The organism is Winogradskyella eximia (assembly GCF_003386165.1).
Classification (GTDB): Bacteria; Bacteroidota; Bacteroidia; order Flavobacteriales; family Flavobacteriaceae; genus Winogradskyella; species Winogradskyella eximia.
In genome coordinates, this window is the sequence record NZ_QRDV01000002.1 from 225743 (window position 1) to 249037 (window position 23295).

Here is a 23295-nt window from a genome sequence, read left to right on the forward strand (position 1 = left end):
AGCCATAATCGTTATATTGCAAGGGTAAACTAAAGTCAATAACTTCAATGAGTCTATCTCTATCTCCATTTACCAAAGCCCAATTATTACCTCAAGAAGAAACCTTAGAAATTTTAAAGCAGAAAGGGGAACTCTTTATTGGAATTCCAAAAGAAGCTCATTTTCAAGAACGAAGAGTTTGTCTTACGCCTGATGCTGTATCAGCATTAACAGCCAATGGACATCGTGTTTTATTTGAATCTGGTGCTGGCAATGGAGCCAATTTTAAAGATAAAGATTATAGTGAAGCTGGTGCAGAAGTTACAAAGGATACAGCAAAAGTGTACTCCTGCCCTATTATTCTTAAAGTTGAGCCACCTTCTTTAGATGAGATTAAGCTTATTAATCCACAAACCCTTCTTATTTCTGCTCTTCAGATAAAAACACAAAGCAAATCTTATTTTGAAGCTTTAGCCAAAAAACGTATCACTGCATTAGCCTTTGAGTATATTAAAGATGATGATGGCGCATATCCTGCAGTAAGTTCTCTCAGTGAAATAGCAGGTACAGCGTCCATATTAATAGCATCAGAGTTATTATCTAACGTCAATGGTGGAAATGGTCTAATGATGGGCAATATTAACGGAGTACCACCAACAGAAGTTGTTATTTTGGGAGCAGGTACCGTTGGAGAATTTGCCGCACGTTCTGCAATTGGCTTGGGAGCTAATGTTAAAGTTTTTGATAGTTCTATCACCAAATTAAGAAGACTTCAAAACAATTTAGGTAGAACTATATATACGTCTACCATGCAACCCAAAAATCTATTAAAAGCACTAAAGCGATGTGATGTAGCTATTGGAGCGGTAAGAGGAACTTATCGTGCTCCAATTGTTGTTACAGAAAGCATGTTAAATAATATGAAATCAGGTTCTGTAGTCATTGATGTTAGTATAGATATGGGTGGCTGCTTTGAAACTAGTGAAGTTACAACGCACGATAAGCCTACTTTTGAATATAATGGAGTTATTCATTATTGCGTCCCTAATATTCCGGCACGCTACTCAAGAACAGCATCAGTTTCCATTAGTAATATCTTTACTCCTTACCTATTAGAAATTGGAGAATACGGAGGAATAGAAAATGCCCTTCGTTTTGATAGAGGTTTAAAAAATGGGTTGTATTTTTACCACGGTATTTTAACTAACAAATCTGTTGCCGAATGGTTTGGTTTAGATTATAGTGATGCCAATTTGTTAATTTTCTAATACAGAACTTGTTTTAGTCTCTAATTATTCAATAAAGTTTAACTAAAAATAAATTCCTGCTTTAGTGGGAAATAAATATGAAATTTACGCAACGTTTAGGCTACTATTTAGGTGGTTTTGGTATTGGTTTAATACTTCTTATGTTTTTTTTAAATGGAAAAGATGCTTCCTGTGATTATGGCCCAAATGCTAGAACCACTAAAAACATCAGCTCTAAACCTATTGAATATTCTAATGCGGCAGCATTATTTCTTTCAGAACACACAATAGATTCGAGTACTATAGTTAATTTGGTAAAATATGGAAGTGTTGATTTTTCTAAAAGTGAAACACACAAAGACTCATGTAAAATTTATTATATAGAAAATAGCTATAAAGAGCGAGATATGGAACTAAAGATTAAAAATTGTGAATCTGTAGCGACACTCCTCGATATTAAATATACAAACATCTAATATATTGAAATTGTTTAGAGTATAATTTAGAAGTTTCAATCTAAATTTTAATATTTGAACTCACTTCAAAAAAAGTAAAATTAAATTATTATGAAAGTATTAGTAACTGGAGCAGCAGGATTTATTGGATTTTATGTCTCAAAAGTATTATTATCCAAAGGTCATGTAGTGGTTGGATTAGATAATATTAATGATTACTATGATGTAAATTTAAAATTTGATAGACTTAACGAATTGGGTATTGATAAAACTGAAGCTTCTAAGTTCAATAGTCTTTGTAAAAGTAAGTCTGAAGATTTTACTTTTATAAGAATGAATCTTGAAGATCGACAAGCACTTCCAGAATTATTTAAGACAGAAAAATTTGATATAGTTTGTAACCTTGCAGCCCAAGCAGGTGTACGATACAGCTTAGAGAACCCTGAAACTTATGTAGATTCTAATTTAGTTGGATTTTTAAACATATTAGAATGCTGTAGAAACAACGATATTAAACATTTGGTTTATGCCAGTAGCTCAAGTGTTTATGGAATGAATAAGAAAATACCATTTTCTACAGATGATAATGTAGATCATCCTATTAGTTTATATGCTGCTACCAAAAAGAGTAACGAACTTATGGCACATACTTATAGCCATTTATTTAAAATACCGACTACTGGATTAAGGTTCTTTACTGTTTATGGACCATGGGGAAGACCAGATATGGCAATGTTTCTATTTACAGATGCTATTGTAAATAACAGACCAATAAAAGTATTTAACCATGGTAACATGGAGCGCGACTTTACTTATATAGATGATATTGTAGAAGGTGTTGTTAGAATTATTGAAAAACCAGCAACACAGAGAATTGAATCTAATAACCTATATAAGGTTTATAATATTGGTAATAATAATTCTGTAAAACTATTAGACTTTATAAAAGAAATAGAAGTTAACTTAGATAAGGTTTCAACTAAGAATATGATGGAAATGCAACCAGGAGACGTAGAACGAACTTGGGCAGATGTAGACGAGTTAATTAAAGATTATGATTATAGACCTAATACCTCAATAAAGCAAGGAGTAAAATCTTTCATAGATTGGTTTAAAAACTATTATAATTAAATAGATTTTGAACGAAAGTTCCTATTTTTGTGGTTAAATTGATATTTATCGTAAAAAAAGGTTATTGGTATAATATATTGCCTAAATAAAATTAATACTATCAAATTTGTGATCATTTATAATATTTGACTCAAATCTAAATAAATTTAAAAATGAAAATAACAAAAATCTGTTGTATTGGTGCAGGTTATGTAGGTGGACCTACAATGGCTGTAATTGCAAAAAAGAATCCACACATAAAAGTTACAATTGTAGATATAAATGCAGAACGTATTGCTGCATGGAATGACAAAGACCTATCTAAATTGCCAATTTACGAACCTGGCTTAGCAGAAATAGTTGAAGAAACTCGAGGGAAAAATTTATTCTTTTCTACTGAGATAGATGAAACTATTAAAGAATCTGAGATGATTTTTATTTCGGTAAATACACCAACTAAAACTTACGGAAAAGGTAAGGGAATGGCAGCCGATTTAAAATACGTTGAATTATGTGCTAGAAATATTGCTGAAGTAGCCACTACAGATAAGATTGTTGTAGAAAAATCTACATTACCTGTAAGAACAGCACAAGCTATCAAAAGTATTTTACACAATACAGGAAGTGATGTAAATTTTAGTATTTTATCTAATCCGGAATTTTTAGCTGAAGGAACTGCCGTTCAAGATTTATTGAATCCAGATCGTGTTTTAATTGGAGGTGAATCTGAAGAAGCAATAGAAAGTTTAGCTAATGTATATGGTAGTTGGGTTTCTCAAGATAGAATTTTAAGAACTAATGTTTGGTCATCAGAATTATCTAAGCTAACTGCTAATGCTTTTTTAGCTCAACGTATTTCTTCAATTAATGCTATTTCTGAATTGTGCGAACATACCGAAGCAAATGTAAACGAAGTAGCCAAAGCTATCGGAATGGATTCTAGAATTGGACCAAAATTCTTAAATGCATCTATTGGCTTTGGAGGTTCATGTTTTCAGAAAGATATATTGAATCTTGTTTATATTGCTAGAAGTTATAATCTTCAAGCTGTAGCTGATTATTGGGAGCAAGTAATCATATTAAACGATCATCAAAAAAGACGTTTTTCTGATCATTTAATAAGTACATTATACAACACGGTCTCTGGTAAGAAAATTGCGATGTTAGGTTGGGCTTTTAAGAAAGATACTAATGACACAAGAGAGTCAGCAGCTATTTATGTTGCAGATCATTTATTAAACGAACAAGCAAATATTGCGGTTTACGATCCAAAAGTAAATGGTAAAAAAGTGCAAGCTGACCTTAATTATTTAAATACTAGAACTGAAGAAGAAAACATGGAATTGGTTCAGTCTTTCAATGATCCTTATGAAGTTACAAATGATGCTCATGCTGTGGCGATCATGACAGAATGGGATGAATTTAAAACTTATGACTGGAAAAAAATCTATAATCAAATGAAAAAGCCAGCTTTTATTTTTGATGGTAGAAATATACTTAATAAAGAAGAAATGACTAAAATTGGATTTGAATACTCCTCGATTGGTCAGTAAGCTTTGAATAAGTTTTAAAATAAAAAAAGCACTAAAATTTAAGATTTTAGTGCTTTTTTTATTTTAAAACTATTTATTAGTTAACAATTATCTTTTTAGTAACATCAGTTTCTTCACCAATGAACTTTACAAAATAAACACCAGACTGAAGTAAACTAATATCTATTTGTATAGTTGCGCTAGTACTTACGTTTTCATTAGATATTTGAGTACGTTGTATTAACTTACCGGTTACATCATATATATGTACATCAGAAACAGCTAATACTCCAGAAAACTTCACATTAATAATATCTGTTGCTGGATTTGGATAAACATTGAAATCAAAATCTTTAACTATTCCAGAAGGATTATTTACTTGATCTGTACAATTAGTATCTACTTCTACTTGTATCGAAGCTTCTGCAAAATCTAAAGCATTAAAAACAGTAACCGTATAATCTGTAGTTTCTGAAGGTGAAACTTCGATTGACTGCGTAGTTTCACCAGTACTCCAAATATATTCATCTCCACCTGTAGCAGTTAAAGTTGTTACTTCATTTAAACAAATTAGTACATCCTCACCTGCATCTGCTATAACTGGTTGTAAAACATTTACAACGATTTGCTTTTCATCATAGCAATCACCTATATAACCTTTTACTTCGTATGTGGTAGTAACAGAAGGACTAACTGCTATATTTGGTTGTGTTGCTCCATTATTCCATTCATAACTATTTGCTCCAGTAGCAGATAAAGTCACAAAATCACCATTTAAAATTTCAATACTTTCTCCATTAAGAATATTTACAATTGGACTAAGGTCAACATAAACCATAACATCATCAGAATCTTCTTGTTCACCATTTATAACAGTTACTGTATATGATGTTGTTGATAATGGACTGACTATAATACTCTGTGTCGTTTCTCCTGTACTCCATAAATAACTATCACCTTCATTTGCTGTTAATATAACCTCATAAGTAGTATTATCACAAACAAATGCATCAGAACCAGCAGATGCTATAAATAATGGTATCACCGTAACTGTTATTTCTTCTTGAACGCTACAAGTATTACTTGTACCTGTAACAACAAAAGTTGTCGTTTCTAGTGGGCTTACAGTAATTGAATCTTCTGTTTCTCCAGTACTCCATAAATATGTTTCAGCACCACTTACTAATAAATTAGCACTTTCTCCTTCAATTATTGTAATATTCTCACTTACATTCAAATTAGGTAATTCATTTACAGTGACAGTAACACTATCAGTATCTGAATTTCCAAAATTATCAGATACTGTAACTGTATATGTCGTAGTTTCTGTTGGATTCACTGAAATTGATTCACCGGATTGTCCTGTGTTCCAAATATAATTAGAACCTCCAGAAGCATTCAAGATAATACTTTCTCCATTACATATTGAAACGTCATTACCAGCATTAGCTATTAAACTTGGGATCACTGTAACTGTGACTTGAACCTCTTCACTTTCACAACTATTTAAAGAAGAATAGCCAACTGCTGTATAGGTTGTAGTTACTGTAGGACTTACAGTAATTGTACTAGAATCCTGACCTGTACTCCATAAATATGCATTTGCTCCACTTGCTGTTAATATTGAACTTTCTCCTTCAATTATTGTAATATCCTCACTTAAGGTAATAACAGGAACATTATCTACAGTGACTGTAACACTATCGGAATCAGAATTTCCATAATTATCAGATACTGTAACTGTATATACTGTAGTTTCAGCTGGGTTTATAGTAAATGAAGCTGAAGTTTCTCCTGTACTCCATAAATAATTAGAACCTCCTGTTGCATTTAAAGTTACACTTTCTCCATTACATATTGAAACGTCATTACCAGCATTAGCTATTAAACTTGGGATCACTGTAACTGTGACTTGAGCTTCTTCACTCTCACAACTATTAATAGAAGAATATCCTATTGCTGTATATGTCATAGTTTCTGTAGGACTTACAGTAATTGTACTAGAATCCTGACTAGTACTCCATAAATATGCATTAGCTCCACTTGCTATTAATGTTGCACTTTCTCCTTCTATTATTGTAATATCCTCACTTAAGGTAATAACAGGAACATTATCTACAGTGACTGTAACACTATCGGAATCAGAATTTCCATAATTATCAAATACTGTAACTGTATATATTGTTGTTTCAGTTGGATTTATAATAATTGAAGCCGAAGTATCCCCTGTACTCCATAAATAATTAGCACCTCCTGATGCATTTAAAGTTACACTTTCTCCATTACATATTGTAAGATTGTTGCCTGCATTAGCCACAACCTCAGGTATTACCGTAACAGTTACTTGTAATTCTTCACTTTCACAATTATATGAAGAGCCAACAACAGTATATGTTGTGGTCTCACTTGGACTTACTGAGATAGAACTAGAATTTTCACCAGTACTCCATAGAAAGACATTTGCTCCACTAGCTGTTAATGTGGTAGCCTCCCCCTCAATAATTGTAATATTATCACTAACACTTACATTTGTTAAATCAGGTACAGTAATAGTAACATGATCTGAATCAATATTTCCATAATCATCACTTACAACTACTGTATACGTTGTGGTTTCTGTTGGACTTACAACAATTGAAGCTGTTGTTTCTCCTGTACTCCAAGAAAAATAAGAGCTACCAGAAGCAGTTAAGGTAACATTTTGGCTATTACAAATTACCACATTATTACCTGCATCAGCAACTACAATTGATGCTACAACAACCAATATTTCTTCTGTAATTTGACAACCATTACTTGAAAAACCAGTAACGCTGTATATTGTTGATTCTGTAGGACTCACAGAAATTGATGCTGTTGTTTCTCCTGTATCCCAAAGGTAAGTATTAGCTCCACTTACTACTAAGTTAGCACTTTCACCCTCTAAGATTGTAATTTCTTCATTCAAGTTAAGACTTGGTAAATCATTAACTACAACAGTAACACTATCAGTATCAGAATTTCCGTAATCATCACTAACTGTCACTGTAAAGGTTGTTGTTTCCGTTGGATTTATGGTTATTGATGCACTATTTTGTCCTGTGCTCCATAAAAAGTTAGAACCTCCAGTTGCGCTTAAAATCACGTATTCACCTTGGCAAATTGTAACATCATTGCCGGCGTTTGCTATAACTTCTGGTATTACAGTAACTACCACTTGTAATGTAGTTGAACAACCATTACCTGAAAAACCTGTAACAGAATAGGTTGTTGTTTCTAAAGGACTAACGTTAATAGAGCTAGAATTTTCTTCAGTACTCCATAGATATGTGTCCGCTCCATCAGCAATTAAATTTGTACTCTCACCTTCATAAATAATAACGTTTTCACTAACCGTTAAATTTGGTAATTCATTTACTGTAACTGTAACATTATCAGAGTCAGAATTACCATAATCATCAGTTACAGTAACAGTATATGTTATTGTTTCAGTTGGACTAACAGTTATAGTACTACTTGTATCTCCAGTATCCCAAAGGTATGTTAAACCTCCTGAAGCATTTAAAACAATATTTTCGCCACTACAAATAGCAACATCGTCACCTGCTTCTGCAACTACTTCTGGAATTACCGTAACAATAACTTCAGAAGTGCTTTCACAACCATTTTCCATAAAAGCAGTAACGGTATATGTTGTTGTTTCAATTGGATTTACTACTAAAGTATCTGTGGTTTCACCAGTATTCCATAAATACGAATCTCCTCCTGAAACTTCAAGTGTAGTGGAGTTACCTGTAATGATAACAGTATCCTCACTTATAATAATTTCAGGTGTTGGTAACACAGTAACCATAACATCGTCAGTAGACGAACAGTTATTAGTAGTTACTTCAACACTATAATTTGTGTCTTCGTTAGGGTTTACTGTAATAGATGCAGTAGTATCTCCCGTGCTCCACAAATATGAATCTCCACCTTCTGCTGTTAAAACAACAGATTCTCCATTACAAATTATTTGATCCTCACCAGCATTAGCTATTGGTATAGGGTTAACAGTTACGGTCACTTCATCCGAATCAGAATTTCCAAACCCATCTTCAACTGTAACTGTATATGTTATCGTTTCTAAAGGTGTAAACGTTGGAGATGAACCTGAATTTCCGGTGTTCCATGTATAAATTACTCCACCTGATGCATTTAAAGTAATACTTTCTCCTAGGCATATTGAAACATCTTCGCCTGCATTAGCACTTAAAACATCCACTACAGTTACTAGTATTTCAATAGTATTTTGACAACCATTTTCAGAATATCCAGTTACTGAATATGTTGTATTTACTTCTGGACTTACTGTTATTTCTGCTGTTGTTTCACCTGTACTCCATAAATAAGAAACTCCACCGCTAGCTGTTAGCGTTACAGAATTTCCGAACATAACAAACACGTCTTCATTGGCTGTAATACTTGGAATTTCATTTACAAAAACTGTAACTGTATCTGTATCTGTAAAACCAAAATCATCTTCAACTGTAACAGTATAAGTTGTTGTTGTTTCTGGACTAACAACAAGATCCGAAACATCTTCACCATTATCCCACAAATACGTTGAGCCACCTGAAGCAGACAGTGTAATGGTTTCCCCATTACAAATAGTTATATCATCTCCTGCATTGGCAATAACCTCCGGCACTACAGTAACTGTAACATTCACAGTAGATATACAGCCATTTGCACCAAGAGAACTAACAGAATAAGTTGTTGTAACGTCTGGTGTTACTGTAATAGACTCTGTTGTTTCACCAGTATCCCATTCGTAATTATCTCCTCCACTTGCAGTTAAGGTTGTTGTTTCACCTTCTACAATTACTAAATCTTCTGTAATAGAAATATTAGGTGCATCGTTAACAAAAACGGTCACTTCATCTGTACTAGAGCAATTATTAGAAATTACTTCTACTATATATGTGGTTTCTAATTCAGGACTAACTTCAATAGATGCAGTTGTATCTCCTGTACTCCATAGATATGATGTTCCTCCAGTTGCTGTTAAAGTAGCAAATTCTCCCTCACAAATAATTTGATCTTCACCAGCTTCTGCCAATGGTAATAAACCCACAGTAACTGTAACACTATCCTCGTCTGAGTTTCCTTCATCATCAGAGACAGTTACAGTATAGGTTGTTGTTTCTGTAGGATTAACCTCTATAGTTGAAGTAGTTTCACCATTATCCCATAAAAAATTCGATCCTCCTGCGGCCTCCAATATCGTTGTTTCTCCTTCACAAATGTTTTGATCTAAACCTGCATCTGCCACAGGTAGTAAATCAAAAAAAAAGTTTAGAGAAAAATCATCAATAGCAACAATACTTCCTAAACCTCCATTTGCACTGTAATAAGTTACTGTAAAGTTATAGGTGCCTTCTTCAACTAAGTAAGGTTCGAAATTTAAACCAACATGTCCATTTGGAAGTCCTGCATAAATAGCATCACTCTCAATCCAGCTTCCATTAGTTGGTCCAGTCCACGTAACACCTACACTTTCAACTTCTGTACTATCATCACCACCTTCTGGAATACATCTAAAATTTATTCTATCACCTTCTTCTTCTAGATTAATCGTTGCATCTGATTCTATATTTTGAATAACCAAATCTGTTTCTGCATTATAAAGAACATAAGTTCCATAAAACTCATCTACTACGGTAATGATTGAATTATTAGTAATACCACCATCATTTGCAGTAAATATTATTTCTACTTCACCTTCAGCAATTGCAGAAACTAAACCGTTTTCATTTACAATAGCAATTGATTCATCACTACTTGACCAGATCCCCGTAATGTCTGAAGTATTAGAAGGGAAAAACTCTGTTGTTAATTGAACACTTTCGCCGAGTTCTAGAATCGAAGTTTCGGGTGTAATTAATAAAGATTCTAATGAGATAACAATATTTGTAACTGTTAATTCTGTAGTATCTGTAAATCCACCATCCATTGATGTAAAAGTTATCGTTACTACTCCTTCAGAAACGGGTGTAACTACACCACCTGAATTTACTGTAGCAATTGTTTCATCACTACTACTCCATGTACCATTTTTGTTTGTTGCATCTTCTGGAAATATTGTTGCAGTTAAACTAATTGTGTTTGGCATATTTACTGTTGCAATTTCTGGGGTTACTTCTACTCCAGTAGCTTCAATTATCTCAATTCCATTAAGATCAATTTCATTTAAATATTCTTCTACACCAATATACCCGCTTGGCCAAGCATAATTAGATAAATCTTCATCTGCGGCAAAACCTCTTGCTGTTTTCCATACGTCTGGCATTCCATCATTATTACTATCAAAACCTGATGGTCTTGTATTTTGAGGAACCGTTGGATAAGGTATTGAAGTCTTACTATCATAATAACTACCTTCATAAGTGTCATTCTGAATCATTAAAATATCGCTTGCATCTTTATCATCGCGGTAAGGATAAATAGATCCATTTGCATTTAGTGTTTTATCTGCACCTACATCATTTAGCAAATCAATATAAACTTGATTAGCTGGCTTTATTGCAAAATTTTGACCTACTAATGCAAAGGGCGTATTTGTAAAATACTGATCTGGTACTTGTATATTCTCAGTTAAATGTGATCCTGCAAAAACTGACCACATATCTCTATCATCAGATAAAGGTGTTTCTCTTTGTCCTGTTACTAAACTACCAGCAGCATAAATTAAAGGATTATCGTGAGAAGTTGTCTGTACTTTTTGTAGAAATCTAGAAGAGATGTATTCATCACCAAACCAACCAGGAAGTCTTATTCCATTTACTGCAGTTTTGTAATAGTTATTAACAACATTATATGTTCCACCTCCTGAAATACGTACAAGTCTATATTTCCAATTGTAAACTATATTATTTATAATATCGTACTGACCATCCCCTTTAGGGTTTGGAAATCTATGTGAAATGTTACTAAATACATTATTAACGAATGTAAAATCACCATCTTCGTTATCTACTCCTAATATTGTTCCTGTTTTACTATCTTGAAAAAAACAATTTTGCATTGTAATATTACCCATTGTTCCGCTACTTGAAGCTAAACTTCCAGATTCGTCACCACCATGACTAAAAGTACAGTGATCCACAATAATATTACTTCCTCCAGTAAACCAAAAAGCGTCTTGAATACTTGATGGATTACTTCTGAAACGAACATATCTGATTATAACATTACTAACGTTCTGAAACATAAATTCAGATGTTAAAATAGTAATCCCTCCAGCTGGAGCCGATTGTCCTGCTATTGTTATATTGTCATAATTTGATCCACTTATAATTGGTGTGTAATCCCACTGACTTGTAGCGTCTATTTCACCACTCACATCAAATACAATGATTCGAGGACCAGGTGTCTGTATGGCTTCTTTTAAACCCCCTGGCGCATTCCAATCTAAGGTTGTTACATGTATAACTTGACCTCCACGCCCACCAATAGTATATGCACCTGCTCCTTTTGCTGTTGGAAACGCTAATTGTTGCGCATTTAATGTAGAAGAAAAAAGGAGTAAAATAAGTATTAATTTATAGCCAATTGTTTTTAGGGGTTGTATGCTAGTTCTCATAAATTTTTGGGACATTATAATTTTAAGTAGGTTTTGCAATTTAGAAAATAATAAAATCATAATGTGTTTAAGCGCTTAAATATTCGACGAAACGCAATTAATTGTTAATTTTTTCGTTAAAAAGTAAATAAATGTAAGGAAAAACACACATCATTGTTATGATTTTAATCTTTAATCATATACGGTGATGCAAAGAGTTTAGACCATATCAGTTAAACATTTAACACTTTGTCGGATTTTTTTACAAAAATAATGATGATAGTAAACAAATAGCAAAGTGATTTCTTTAGTTATACAGAGTTATTAACAAACTTAAACTCAGATTTTTTTAATTATGTTATATTATTAACTTAAAGGTTAGTAGTGTATTATGTTATAAATACTAATTTTTACTAAGATTAATTAGATTGGTAGATTTAGAGTCTATTATTATCAGTACAAATTAGTTCATTAACGCTAAAAATGTTTTTTTTGCAATTATTATACTATAATTGATTTACCTAAATATTTCTCAATTTTCTTTTTATGAAAAAATTACGAATTGCTTTAATCACAAACGTCCACTCTTTTGCTTGGCAAAAAACTATTATTGACGAATTGATTAGTTCTCCTTTTTCAGAAATAGTATTGAACATAAACGTCAAAGCTGACGATAATACGAATAGAAATTCCAATAAAAAAATACCATTTTTATTGAAAATTTTTTTTAAAATTGATTCTAAGTTTTTCAATCCGACACCTAATGCTTTAAAAGAAACAATTACATCAGATTTATTGAGAGACATGCCTCTATTTAAGATTACACAGGGTTGCAATTTTGGTGAACTTGAAGATTACGATTTAGATGTTATAATTAACCTTACTGATAATAGTACTCCAACAGACTTGGCAGATGTAACCAAATATGGAGTTTGGTTTTTAAATCATTGTAATTTAGAAACTATTAACAAACGTCCTTATGGTATTTGGGAGATGTTAAACAAAGAGCCTGAAATGACTAGTGTTCTTAGATATATAAACACAGGAATGCAATTTCCTAAGACTATAGATCAAACATTTTCTTGTACAGATAGATTAAGCTACAAAAGAAATCTAAATGATATTTTATGGCAATCTCATTCTTTAGTGAAAAGAAATCTTAAACTTTTGTCTACCTATATAGAATTATTTGATAAAAAACTAAATTCTAACGCTTCTATTTATAGCGATAAACCAATAACTATACCTTTCTTACCTCCATCAAATATTGAGATTTTAGGTTTTGGCACGTCATTATATTTAAAGAAAGCTTTTCAAGTAATAAAAAGTAAGTTTCAATTTGATCAGTGGGCATTAATTTTTTTTAATAATAAAAACAATGAAAATCCTTACGATTTAAAAAAGTATACTAAAATATTACCACCGAAAGATCGTTTTTGGGCAGATCCCTTTTTAATTAAACACAATGACATCACCTATCTATTTATTGAAGAATTAATTTACAAAAATAAACTTGGTCATTTAGCTGTTATGGAAATAGATGATGAAGGAAATTACACAAAACCACAAACCATATTAGTTAAAGATTATCACCTCTCTTATCCTTTTGTTTTTCAGGATAATGGGAATTTTTATATGATACCAGAAACAAGTGGAAATAATGATATTCAATTATATAAAGCCACTAATTTTCCTTTAAAATGGGAATTGGAAAAAGTAATAATGAAAGATGTTGTTGCAGTAGATACCACAATATATAAAGAAGATGATACTTATTGGATGTTCACTAACATAAAAAAACACAAAGGTGAATCTAAACATGTAGAACTTAATTTATTCTCTTCTAATTCATTATTTGCAGATGAGTGGGTGCCACACCCATTAAACCCTATAGTTTCTGATATTAAAACAGCAAGACCAGCAGGAAAGCTATTTAAAGCCAAAAACAAACTTTATAGACCTTCTCAAAATTGTTCCAATCATTATGGATATGGATTAAATATATCTGAAATTACTACTTTAAGTAATAATGATTTTAAAGAAACTATAATTGCTGCTATTAAACCAGACTGGAGCAAATCTATTAATTGTACACATTCTTTTAATTCTGCAGAACAACTTTATATCAGCGATATTAAAATAAAGAGAAATCGGTTTTTCTAAATTTTAATATAATTTGAGTTGCTATATTAAATAGGAAACCATTGTTTTAACGAAATTAATTTCCAATCAACTTAAAAAGAGTGCAGATTAATTCCTTTTAGTCATATTTGCCACAATAAATTTTAACCTACATATTATGAGTATTGCAACCAAAGCAAAATCAGATCGATTATATCATCTTGATTTAATTCGTTTTATAGCTGCACTATACGTTGTATTTTATCATTATTGCTTTAGAGGTTACGCTAAGGATGGTCTTTCTATTTTAGAATTTAAACCATTAGAAAGCTTTTCTAAATATGGTTATTTAGGTGTTGATTTATTTTTTATCATTAGTGGTTTTGTAATTTTAATGTCCGTTAGAAATTCTAATTTAATAGATTTTTGTATTTCAAGATTTACAAGATTATATCCTGCATTTTGGTTCTGTGTAGTTATATCAGCTATTGTAATAGCACTATTTGGTGGATCTGTTTTTAATATTACATTAAATCAAGTGTTATTTAACTTAACTATGTTTAACGGCTTTTTTGGCGTAGAACATGTAGATGGTGTTTATTGGTCTCTCGTAATAGAATTAAAGTTTTATATTCTTGTAGGAATAATATTATTTTTCAAAAAGCTTAAGTATATCAAATTCTTAGGCTATTTATTATTAGCTATCTCAATACTACAATTAATAATTCCGTTTGCAGGCGCACCAAAATTTCTTCAAGTCATCTATTATGTAACATTTGCACGTTGGAATCCTTACTTTGTTGCAGGCATGTTCTTTTTCTTAATGAAATCAGAAAAAAATATAATAAAGAATATTATTCCTGTAATTATTGCTTATGGTGTTTCTTTGCGATATGCGATTTTAACTGTTAATTTTAGAAATGAGGAATATGGTTACGGATTTTCTAATGAGGTAGTTATATTATTGATTACTATTTTTTTCATATCAACATTTTTAATAAGTACAGGGAAACTACAATTTTTAAATAAGCGTGTTTTTATGTCGCTTGGAGTACTAACCTATCCTCTTTATTTATTACATCAAAATATTGGTTATATTATTTTTAATAATTTCGGAAATACCGTAAATAAATGGATGTTGTTAATTCTAGTAATAGCAATAATGCTTGTTGCTTCGTATTTAATTAGTAAAAAAATAGAAAAACCATTAGGAACCTTTATGAGAAACAAGCTAAAAGCAAGCCCTCTTCTTTTAAAGCTTAAAACTAAATTTTAGCGCAAGTAACTCTACAAAAATGCCATCATTTAAACTAAAAGATATATTTGATAAGGTTAACACCTCATTACGCAACCCACTCATAAAGAGCATGGTTACCGTTGCAGTAATTGGTGTCGTTATTAAAGCCATTGCTTTTTATAAAGAAACTATTATTGCTGGTAGTTTTGGATTAGGTGAAGCTTTAGATACTTTTATGATTGCGATTTTAGTACCAACATTTATACAAAGTGTCTTTATAAATTCGCTTAAAAACATTTTCATTCCTAATTATATTACAGAATTAAAAAACGAGGGTAATAAAGGTAGTTTTCAATCCATAATTTTTATTATAACTATAATCATTTCATTAATTTCTGTTTTAATAGCTTATTTTTCTATAGATATAATTTTAGAGCTTGTTTACCCAGGAAAAGAAGCATCTTATTACATACTTGTAAAAAAACAATTAAATTTTGTTTTACCAGCCTTATTTCTTTGGGGAATGTCTTCAATGCTAGGTGGTTTATTAGAGGTGGCTAACCGTTTTTTAGTATCAACTTTAGCTGAATTATTTTCTTTGCTTACAATGATTTTCTTTTTAATATTTCTAATAGATGATTTTGGACAAATGGTATTGGCTTATGGAACTTTAGCAGGTAGTATTGTTGGTTTTATTTATCTATTATTCTTTTCTATAAAATTTAATGACTTTGAAATCAGTAAACCTGTGATGAATGACAACTCTAGACTGATGATTAAACAGTTACCACCAAAAATATCGTCGAGTTTTCTCTCTGCAATGAATAATTATATCGATCAATTCTTTGTGGGTTCACTAGTTGCAGGATCAATTTCTGCATTAAGGTATGGAAACAGCATCCCAGCTTTCGGTGTTACAATTGTAATTATGGCTATTGGTAGTGTCATACTTCCTCACTTTTCGCGTTTAGTAAATGAAGATTTAAAATCTGCATATCATCAACTTTTTAAAACATTAAAAATTATTCTTGGAGCAGGACTTGTTGTTATTGCAATCGGTATTTTTATGTCTGATTGGTTTGTAGAACTTTGGTTAGAAAGAGGAGAATTTACTCATCAAGATACTTTAAAGGTTTCTAGAATTCAGCAAATTTTATTAATTAGTGTACCTTTTAATCTGTGTACATTAATTATGGTTAAGTTTTTAACCAGCATTAATAAAAATAAATTTATGGCATGGGTTTCATTAGTAAACTTAGCGATAAATATTATTTTGAACATTATTCTAATGAAATATTACGAGGTTTACGGACTAGTAATGAGTACAACAATAGTATTGATGTTGGGTAGTGTGTTTTATTTCAGCTATACTTACAAACAATATAAAAAGATTAGGTAATGAAAATAGATTTTGTAGTAAGCTCTTTAGTTGCTGGTGGTGCAGAACGTGTACTAATCTTATTGGCCAATCATTTTGATAAAAAAGGACATGATGTTACCATTATTACATTTAATGAACCAGAAGTCTTCTCGGCTAATTCATCGGTTAAGCGTATTAGATTACATGATGGTAAAATAAAAAATCATACCATAAGAAGCATCATAAACTTGTATAAGTTCTATTCTGAGAAAAAAAATAGACCAGATATTCTAATGCCCTTTATGACTCAAACTAATTTCATTGGTGCACTCATAGGAAAACTTAGAGGTATTAAAGTGGTTTCCGCTGAACACAATAATCATTTAAGAGAAACAGATTTTATAGGCAAATTAGCCAGAAAGTATATGTATCGTAAATCTGATGCTCTAACTGTACTTACAAAATTTGATGAGCAACATTATAAAAGCAAAGGTGTTAATGTGTATGTAATGCCTAATCCATGTACGTTTGATATATATAATGAAATCGAAAGGAATAGAAAGAAAATAATATTAGCCGTTGGAGATTTAAATAGATATCATCATAAAGGTTTTGACAACCTAATTATGTTAATTTCTCCTGTTTTAAAGAAAAATAAAGATTGGAAATTAAAGCTTGTTGGTGGTGGTGATGAAGGTACAAAATTTCTAAAAGAGCTAGCAAAAGAGCATCAAATAGAGGATCAAGTTATTTTTGAAGGTTATTCTACAAAAGTATCAGAAATTATGACAGAATCTGAGATTTACGTGCTATCCTCCAGAACAGAAGGATTACCTATGGTAATACTCGAAGCTTTTGCGAGAGGAACAGCCTGTATTGCTTTCGATTGTGTTACGGGTCCTTCAGATATTATAAACCCTGATAAGAACGGTATTCTTATAGAAGACCAAAACTTTAATGCAATGGCTGATGGTTTAGATAAACTAATAAATAATCCAGAGCTAAGAATTAAATTAACAAGTGAAGCCGTTAATTCTTTAGATAGATATAAAATGGATGCTGTTTATAATAATTATTTAAATATTTTTGAAAATATTCTAAAATAATGAAGAAGAGCCTCGTTATTCATATCTGCTTTTTGCTACCATTTGTACTAACTGTTTTTAATCTACAAGTTTTTGTTACACGATTAGTATCGATTGCTCTAGCTCAAATAATAGCTTATGGAAATTTGGGGTTGTTATTGCTGGGTATTGCTTTATGCATAAAAGACAGAGGTCCATTGTCTAAAACAGCTCGTTTATGGATTATTTTTTATCTCATGTATTTTGTGTTCGCAATTTTGGCGAGCGCTATTCATTTCAATCCTGCTAATATTTTAGTAAGTATTATTCCTCTATTCTATGTATTAGCATTTTACGTTTATCTAAGTATTCCTGAGAACAGAAAGGTATTTAGAAATGTAGCCGTTATTGCTTTTGTTTTATCAGGTATTCTAAGTATTCATCTATATAATATAAATTTTGATTTAGACCATGGCGGAATATACATATATAAAATTGACCGTTCAGGAGGTGTTTATGCGGATGCTAATAACACGGCTTTGGCAGCGATAATATCATTTATTTTAGTATTTAAATTGTATAATCCTCAAAAGAAATTTTTTAAACTATTTAAGCTTATAATTCTTGCTGTAATGGTTTATGGATTGCTATTAACATTTTCTAATACAGGATTTATGGTTTTCATTATTTGTTTAGTAATGTTAAATCACAAGTTTTTTACTGGGGTTAAATTAATCGTTGGTGTTTCCTTACTTCCTTTTGTATATTTAGCTTTAGCGAACTTAAATACAATAACAGCAAACTTAAACTTGGTTGGCCAACAAAGAGATAAAATAAATAACATAGTTAATATTGTTACTTTTAATACTAGTGAGGTTGATGATTCTGGAAGAAATGAATTAGTCATGAAACTTATAAATGATTACGTTTTTGAAAACCCTATACTTGGTAATGGTGTAGACTTTGCTATTTCACAGCATGCCCATAATACTATTGTTGGTGTTTGGGCTGATGCGGGAATTTTTACGCTACTCTTTTTCTTATTTATGCTAGGTCGTTACTTTTTAGAAACGTTACGAAGTGCACCAGATATTCGTTATTTTGTTCTACCATTATTGTTAGTGATGTGTATATTTATGTTAAGCTTGCAGAGTGTTATTAATCAAACTTATTTAATGGCTCTTTTTGTTTATATGGCTTATCTAATTGATGATAAGGAAAGGGAATTGGTTTAATTTACATATTCTTTTTATTAAGTTTGTTTTTAAAACACACTCCCAATGAAACTTAAATATAGCATGTTAATCAATATCATTCTTTTAATTACGTTGCTATTTGTTATTTATAAAGGAGGACTCTACTATAGTTTACTCAATAAACTAAAGCCTAAAAGTTTGGCGGAAAATAATTTTCAAAATACTTGGGAGTATCAGCACAACACAAAATTATATAAATTCTACACTAAACAAGCGAATATAGTTATGTTAGGAAATTCAATCACTTATCGTGTAGATTGGAATGAACTACTCAATAGAAATGACATTGCTAATCGAGGAATTGGTAATGATATTACTTTAGGTATGCTTAATAGATTAGATGATGTCTATAGGGTTAATCCTAAAGTTTGTGTTGTAATGGGAGGTATTAATGATATATTAAAAGGCATAGAAACAGAAACTATAGTGTTAAACATAGATACTATAATTAAGGAATTAAAAACCAATAATATTAAACCCATTATTTGCTCAATTCTATACACTTCAGATACTCAAAAAGATTATAAAAAACTCAATTCATTAATCAATGAAGTAAACATAAATCTTGAAAGTATTTGCTTAACTAATGACATTTCATTCATTAATCTTAATGAATCATTTTCAGACAATTACACTCTAAAAAGTCAATATTCATTAGATGGAATTCACCTAACTGCTTCCGGCTACAATCAATGGAAAAAAATACTCGAACCCATTCTAAATCAAGAAATAGAAGAATAATTCATCTTCTCTTTTTGCAATTTCTTGCAGATAGTAGTATATAATGTCCATTCAAAGAATAATTTTGATACTTTTACACACTTGTGACATCTTTACATTTCGGATTTATAGTCAATTATAATGATGACCCAAATTTTAACCATATATGTTTTTTAATTCAATAGAATTTTTCATATTTCTACCTATTGTTTTTGCGCTTTATTGGCTCATTGGTGGTAAAAATATTAAAACCCAAAATCTTCTTGTTGCCGCTGCGAGTTACGTTTTTTATGGCTGGTGGGATTGGAGATTTCTGTCACTCATATTATTTAGCTCTTTAGTTGACTATTCTATAGGAATAGCGCTTGGTAAAAACGAGAAACCCTCTACTAGAAAAACATTACTTTGGATTAGTATCTGTGTTAATCTTGGCTTCTTAGGTTTTTTTAAATATTATAATTTCTTTGTAGATAGCTTAATTAATTCCTTCACGTTTTTTGGCTCAGAATTCAGTATAAATACACTTAATATTATATTACCAGTAGGAATTAGCTTTTATACGTTTCAAACATTAAGTTATACTATAGATGTTTACAACAGAAAGCTAGAACCAACTAAAGATTTTGTAGGCTTCATGGCTTTTGTTAGCTTTTTTCCGCAATTAGTCGCTGGTCCAATTGAAAGAGCGACCAACCTATTACCTCAGTTTTCAGTTGAACGAAAATTTGATTATAGGAACGCGGTCGATGGTTTAAGACAAGTACTTTGGGGATTATTTAAAAAAATAGTAATTGCAGATAATTGTGCTAAATATGCTAACATAATATTTAATAACCATACAGAGTATAATGGAAGTACACTGCTACTAGGTGCTTTTTTCTTTGCATTTCAGATTTATGGAGATTTCTCAGGATATTCTGATATTGCTATTGGTATTTCAAGATTATTTGGCTTTAACTTAAAAAGAAACTTTGCGTTCCCTTACTTCTCTAGAGATATCGCAGAGTTCTGGAGACGTTGGCATATATCACTTTCTACATGGTTTAGAGATTACCTTTATATTCCATTAGGAGGAAGCAGAGGCGGCACAAGTATGAAGGTCAGAAATACATTTATCATCTTCATTGTTAGTGGTTTTTGGCATGGAGCAAATTGGACCTTTGTAATCTGGGGAGCTCTAAACGCTCTATACTTTTTACCGTTATTATTAGCTAATAAAAATAGAGTTAACACAAACTTAGTTGCTGAAGGAAAATATTTACCAAGTATAAAAGAGCTTGGTCAGATGGGATTTACCTTTTTATTAACATTAATAGCTTGGGTGTTTTTTAGAGCAGATAACGTTACACATGCATTTTCTTATTTAAAAGGTATCTTTTCAGGATCTCTATTTTCTTGGGTAGAAATTTTCCCGAGTACCATTTTAGGTTTAGTATTCTTTTTCATCATTACAGAATGGTTAGGAAGAAGCGGAGAATATGCTATTGAAAAAGTAGATTTTATAAATAGACCTGTACGTTGGGGATTTTACCTACTACTAATTGTATTAATGTTTGCTTTTACTGGAGAAGAACAACAATTTATTTACTTTCAATTCTAAATCATGAAGAAATTCTTAAAAAATATAATAATATTTTTTCTTCTAGCTTTAATAGTTGGAGAAACTGTTGTTAGAGTGACACACACAATGTCTGATATTCCCCAAAGAGTTATTGACGAGAATGGGATACAAAAATATTACCCCAACCAAGAAGGTTACTGGAAAGGTGGTGATCATAAATGGGGCATTAATAAATTAGGTTGGCCAGGAGAATTACCAAATAGTTATGATAATCTTATCATGATAATTGGAGATTCATATATTGAAAATTTTATGAATCCCAATGAATGTCACCAATCAGCATTCTTAAAGAAAAACATGAAAATGTATAATTTCATGGAAGCCGGTCGTTCTGGTGTGTCACTTATTGAAGCTATGGAAATTAGTAAAAACTTAGATTCTTTAAAACCAGTAAAAACACTAGTTTACGTAAACAATAATGATTTTTATGAAAGTATTAGAGACATTCAACCTTTACAAGATATAACGCAAGTTAATCTTAAAAATGGAACAATTGCTTACGGTAAAATGAAAGCACCTTTATTTAAAAAGATTTTATATAATTGGAAATTACTTTACTATTTCTATACTCGATTTCCTTTAAATAATCAATCAGAAAATGCAGAAGCACCTACAGTTAGTGAAGCTATTGAAGAGAATAACGATATATTAAAATCAAAGTCTGAAGTATTTAATTTAATTAATTATATAAAAGATAACTATTCCACTAAAGATAAAGTCTTTGTATTTCACCCTAATAGTAATACCGAAATTATTGAACAATGTAAAAATCTTGGCTTTAATATAATTGTTTTAGACTCTAGCAAAGATGATAAAAAATGGGTATTTGATCACGATAGCCACTGGACTTGTTACGGCCATGAACAAGTGGCAAAGCAAATTTCTAATGCTTTATTAAAATAGAATAATCTATAATTTAGATTTCAATTAATATAAATGAGCAATCAACCCAAAATAAAAATAATGTTTATTCTTCCATCACTTAGTGCAGGTGGTGCAGAAAGGGTGATTTCATTTGTATCTCAAAACATTGATAAAAAGAAGTTTCAACCACAGTTAGTCATTGCTGGTTTTGAAAAAGACTCAGTGTACGACGTTAGCAATGTTGAAGTTATTTACCTAAATAAACCTCGAATTTTAACCGCTTTACCTTCTATTGTTAGTCTTATTAAAAAAAACAAACCAAAAATTGTAGTAAGCTCTATTTCGCATGTTAATACAGCGATGTCAATGCTTTCGCCTTTTTTTAAGAAAACTAAATTTATTGGTAGAGAAGCTACGGTATTAAGTAAACGAAGTAATGAAAAGAAGATAAGACAATGGTCTCCTTTTAGATTGTTACCAAATGGATTTAAAAATTTAGATGCCTTAATTTGCCAGTCACATGATATGGCTGAAGACATGATAACTAACTTCAATATTCCAGAGGATCATATTCATGTCATTAATAATCCAATTTCTAATCTACCAGATGTAAAGCCTTTACAACCTTTTACAGAAGTTAGAAAATTTATTACCGTAGGTAGATTAACTGAAGTTAAAGGACATTTAAGACTTTTAGATATCCTTTCAAAATTTAACCACCCCTTTAATTATACTATTGTAGGAAGTGGTGGATTAAAAGACGCCATTTTACTAAAGGCAAAAGAGCTAGGTATCTATGACAGTATTGAGCATGTGCCATTTACTAATGAGGTAAATGAGTACATTTCAAAACACGATTTATTTTTACAAGGTTCTTTTGTTGAAGGATTTCCTAATGCTTTATTAGAAAGTTGTGTTGTTGGTACACCAGTAATTGCATTTAATGCACCAGGTGGTACCAAAGAAATAGTAGAAAACAATATCAATGGTTTTTTAGTTGAAAATGAAGAAGAGTTTTTAGAAAAACTAAACAATTTTAAAGAATGGAATCCTGAACATGTAAGAGCTTCCGTCGTTAAAAAATTTAATAAAAACGTTATTCTTAAACAATACGAAGACTTGTTTGAAAATATTATACATAACTAAA

The 23295-nt window shown here is 31.0% G+C and carries 14 protein-coding genes; 13 read left to right on the top strand and 1 reads right to left on the bottom strand.

Features of this window, described 5'->3' with window-relative positions; translation table 11 throughout:
• Positions 1-47: 47 nt before the first annotated feature.
• The 4 genes from DFQ10_RS06720 to DFQ10_RS06735 all read left to right on the top strand — a co-directional run bounded on the left by DFQ10_RS06720 (position 48) and on the right by DFQ10_RS06735 (position 4344).
• Positions 48-1247: an alanine dehydrogenase gene (locus DFQ10_RS06720; RefSeq protein ID WP_115816638.1), complete on the top strand. Its 1200-nt coding sequence runs from the start codon at positions 48-50 to the stop codon at positions 1245-1247.
• A 77-nt stretch (positions 1248-1324) separates the two neighbouring features.
• Complete coding sequence (locus DFQ10_RS06725) at positions 1325-1702, top strand: hypothetical protein (protein WP_115816639.1); 378 nt, start codon at positions 1325-1327, stop codon at positions 1700-1702.
• 90 nt (positions 1703-1792) lie between these two features.
• Positions 1793-2812, top strand: coding sequence for an NAD-dependent epimerase (locus DFQ10_RS06730; protein WP_115816640.1), 1020 nt, complete (start codon positions 1793-1795; stop codon positions 2810-2812).
• Positions 2813-2964: 152 nt separating this feature from the next.
• A complete protein-coding gene (locus DFQ10_RS06735) occupies positions 2965-4344 on the top strand; it encodes a nucleotide sugar dehydrogenase (protein WP_115816641.1) in 1380 nt (459 codons plus the stop codon).
• A gap of 76 nt (positions 4345-4420) precedes the next feature.
• Here DFQ10_RS06735 and DFQ10_RS06740 read toward each other — a convergent pair whose 3' ends face one another.
• Positions 4421-11926, bottom strand: coding sequence for an Ig-like domain-containing protein (locus tag DFQ10_RS06740; RefSeq protein ID WP_181897601.1), 7506 nt, complete (start codon positions 11924-11926; stop codon positions 4421-4423).
• A 525-nt stretch (positions 11927-12451) separates the two neighbouring features.
• On the opposite strand from DFQ10_RS06740, the gene DFQ10_RS06745 reads away from it, so the two are divergent.
• The 9 genes from DFQ10_RS06745 (at position 12452) to DFQ10_RS06785 (ending at position 23294) form a co-directional block, all read left to right on the top strand.
• On the top strand, positions 12452-14068 hold the full coding sequence (locus tag DFQ10_RS06745) for a glucosamine inositolphosphorylceramide transferase family protein (RefSeq protein WP_115816643.1): 1617 nt from the start codon (positions 12452-12454) through the stop codon (positions 14066-14068).
• Between the two features lie 136 nt (positions 14069-14204).
• Positions 14205-15302 carry an acyltransferase family protein gene (locus DFQ10_RS06750; protein ID WP_115816644.1) on the top strand — a complete coding sequence of 366 codons (1098 nt, stop codon included), beginning with the start codon at positions 14205-14207 and terminating at the stop codon, positions 15300-15302.
• A 19-nt stretch (positions 15303-15321) separates the two neighbouring features.
• Entirely contained in the window at positions 15322-16662 is a 1341-nt protein-coding gene (gene murJ / locus DFQ10_RS06755) for a murein biosynthesis integral membrane protein MurJ (RefSeq protein WP_115816645.1), read from the top strand.
• Positions 16662-17729: a glycosyltransferase family 4 protein gene (locus tag DFQ10_RS06760; RefSeq protein ID WP_115816646.1), complete on the top strand. Its 1068-nt coding sequence runs from the start codon at positions 16662-16664 to the stop codon at positions 17727-17729. The genes murJ and DFQ10_RS06760 overlap by 1 nt, the downstream gene beginning before the upstream one ends.
• A complete protein-coding gene (locus DFQ10_RS06765; RefSeq protein WP_115816647.1) occupies positions 17729-18922 on the top strand; it encodes a hypothetical protein in 1194 nt (397 codons plus the stop codon). Before DFQ10_RS06760 ends, DFQ10_RS06765 begins: the two co-directional genes overlap by 1 nt.
• A gap of 45 nt (positions 18923-18967) precedes the next feature.
• Entirely contained in the window at positions 18968-19684 is a 717-nt protein-coding gene (locus tag DFQ10_RS06770) for a GDSL-type esterase/lipase family protein (RefSeq protein ID WP_115816648.1), read from the top strand.
• Between the two features lie 145 nt (positions 19685-19829).
• Positions 19830-21263, top strand: a complete 1434-nt coding sequence (locus tag DFQ10_RS06775; protein WP_115816649.1) for an MBOAT family O-acyltransferase — start codon at positions 19830-19832, stop codon at positions 21261-21263.
• 3 nt (positions 21264-21266) lie between these two features.
• Positions 21267-22187: a hypothetical protein gene (locus DFQ10_RS06780; protein ID WP_115816650.1), complete on the top strand. Its 921-nt coding sequence runs from the start codon at positions 21267-21269 to the stop codon at positions 22185-22187.
• A gap of 33 nt (positions 22188-22220) precedes the next feature.
• Positions 22221-23294, top strand: coding sequence for a glycosyltransferase (locus tag DFQ10_RS06785; protein ID WP_115816651.1), 1074 nt, complete (start codon positions 22221-22223; stop codon positions 23292-23294).
• Position 23295 lies beyond the last annotated feature (1 nt).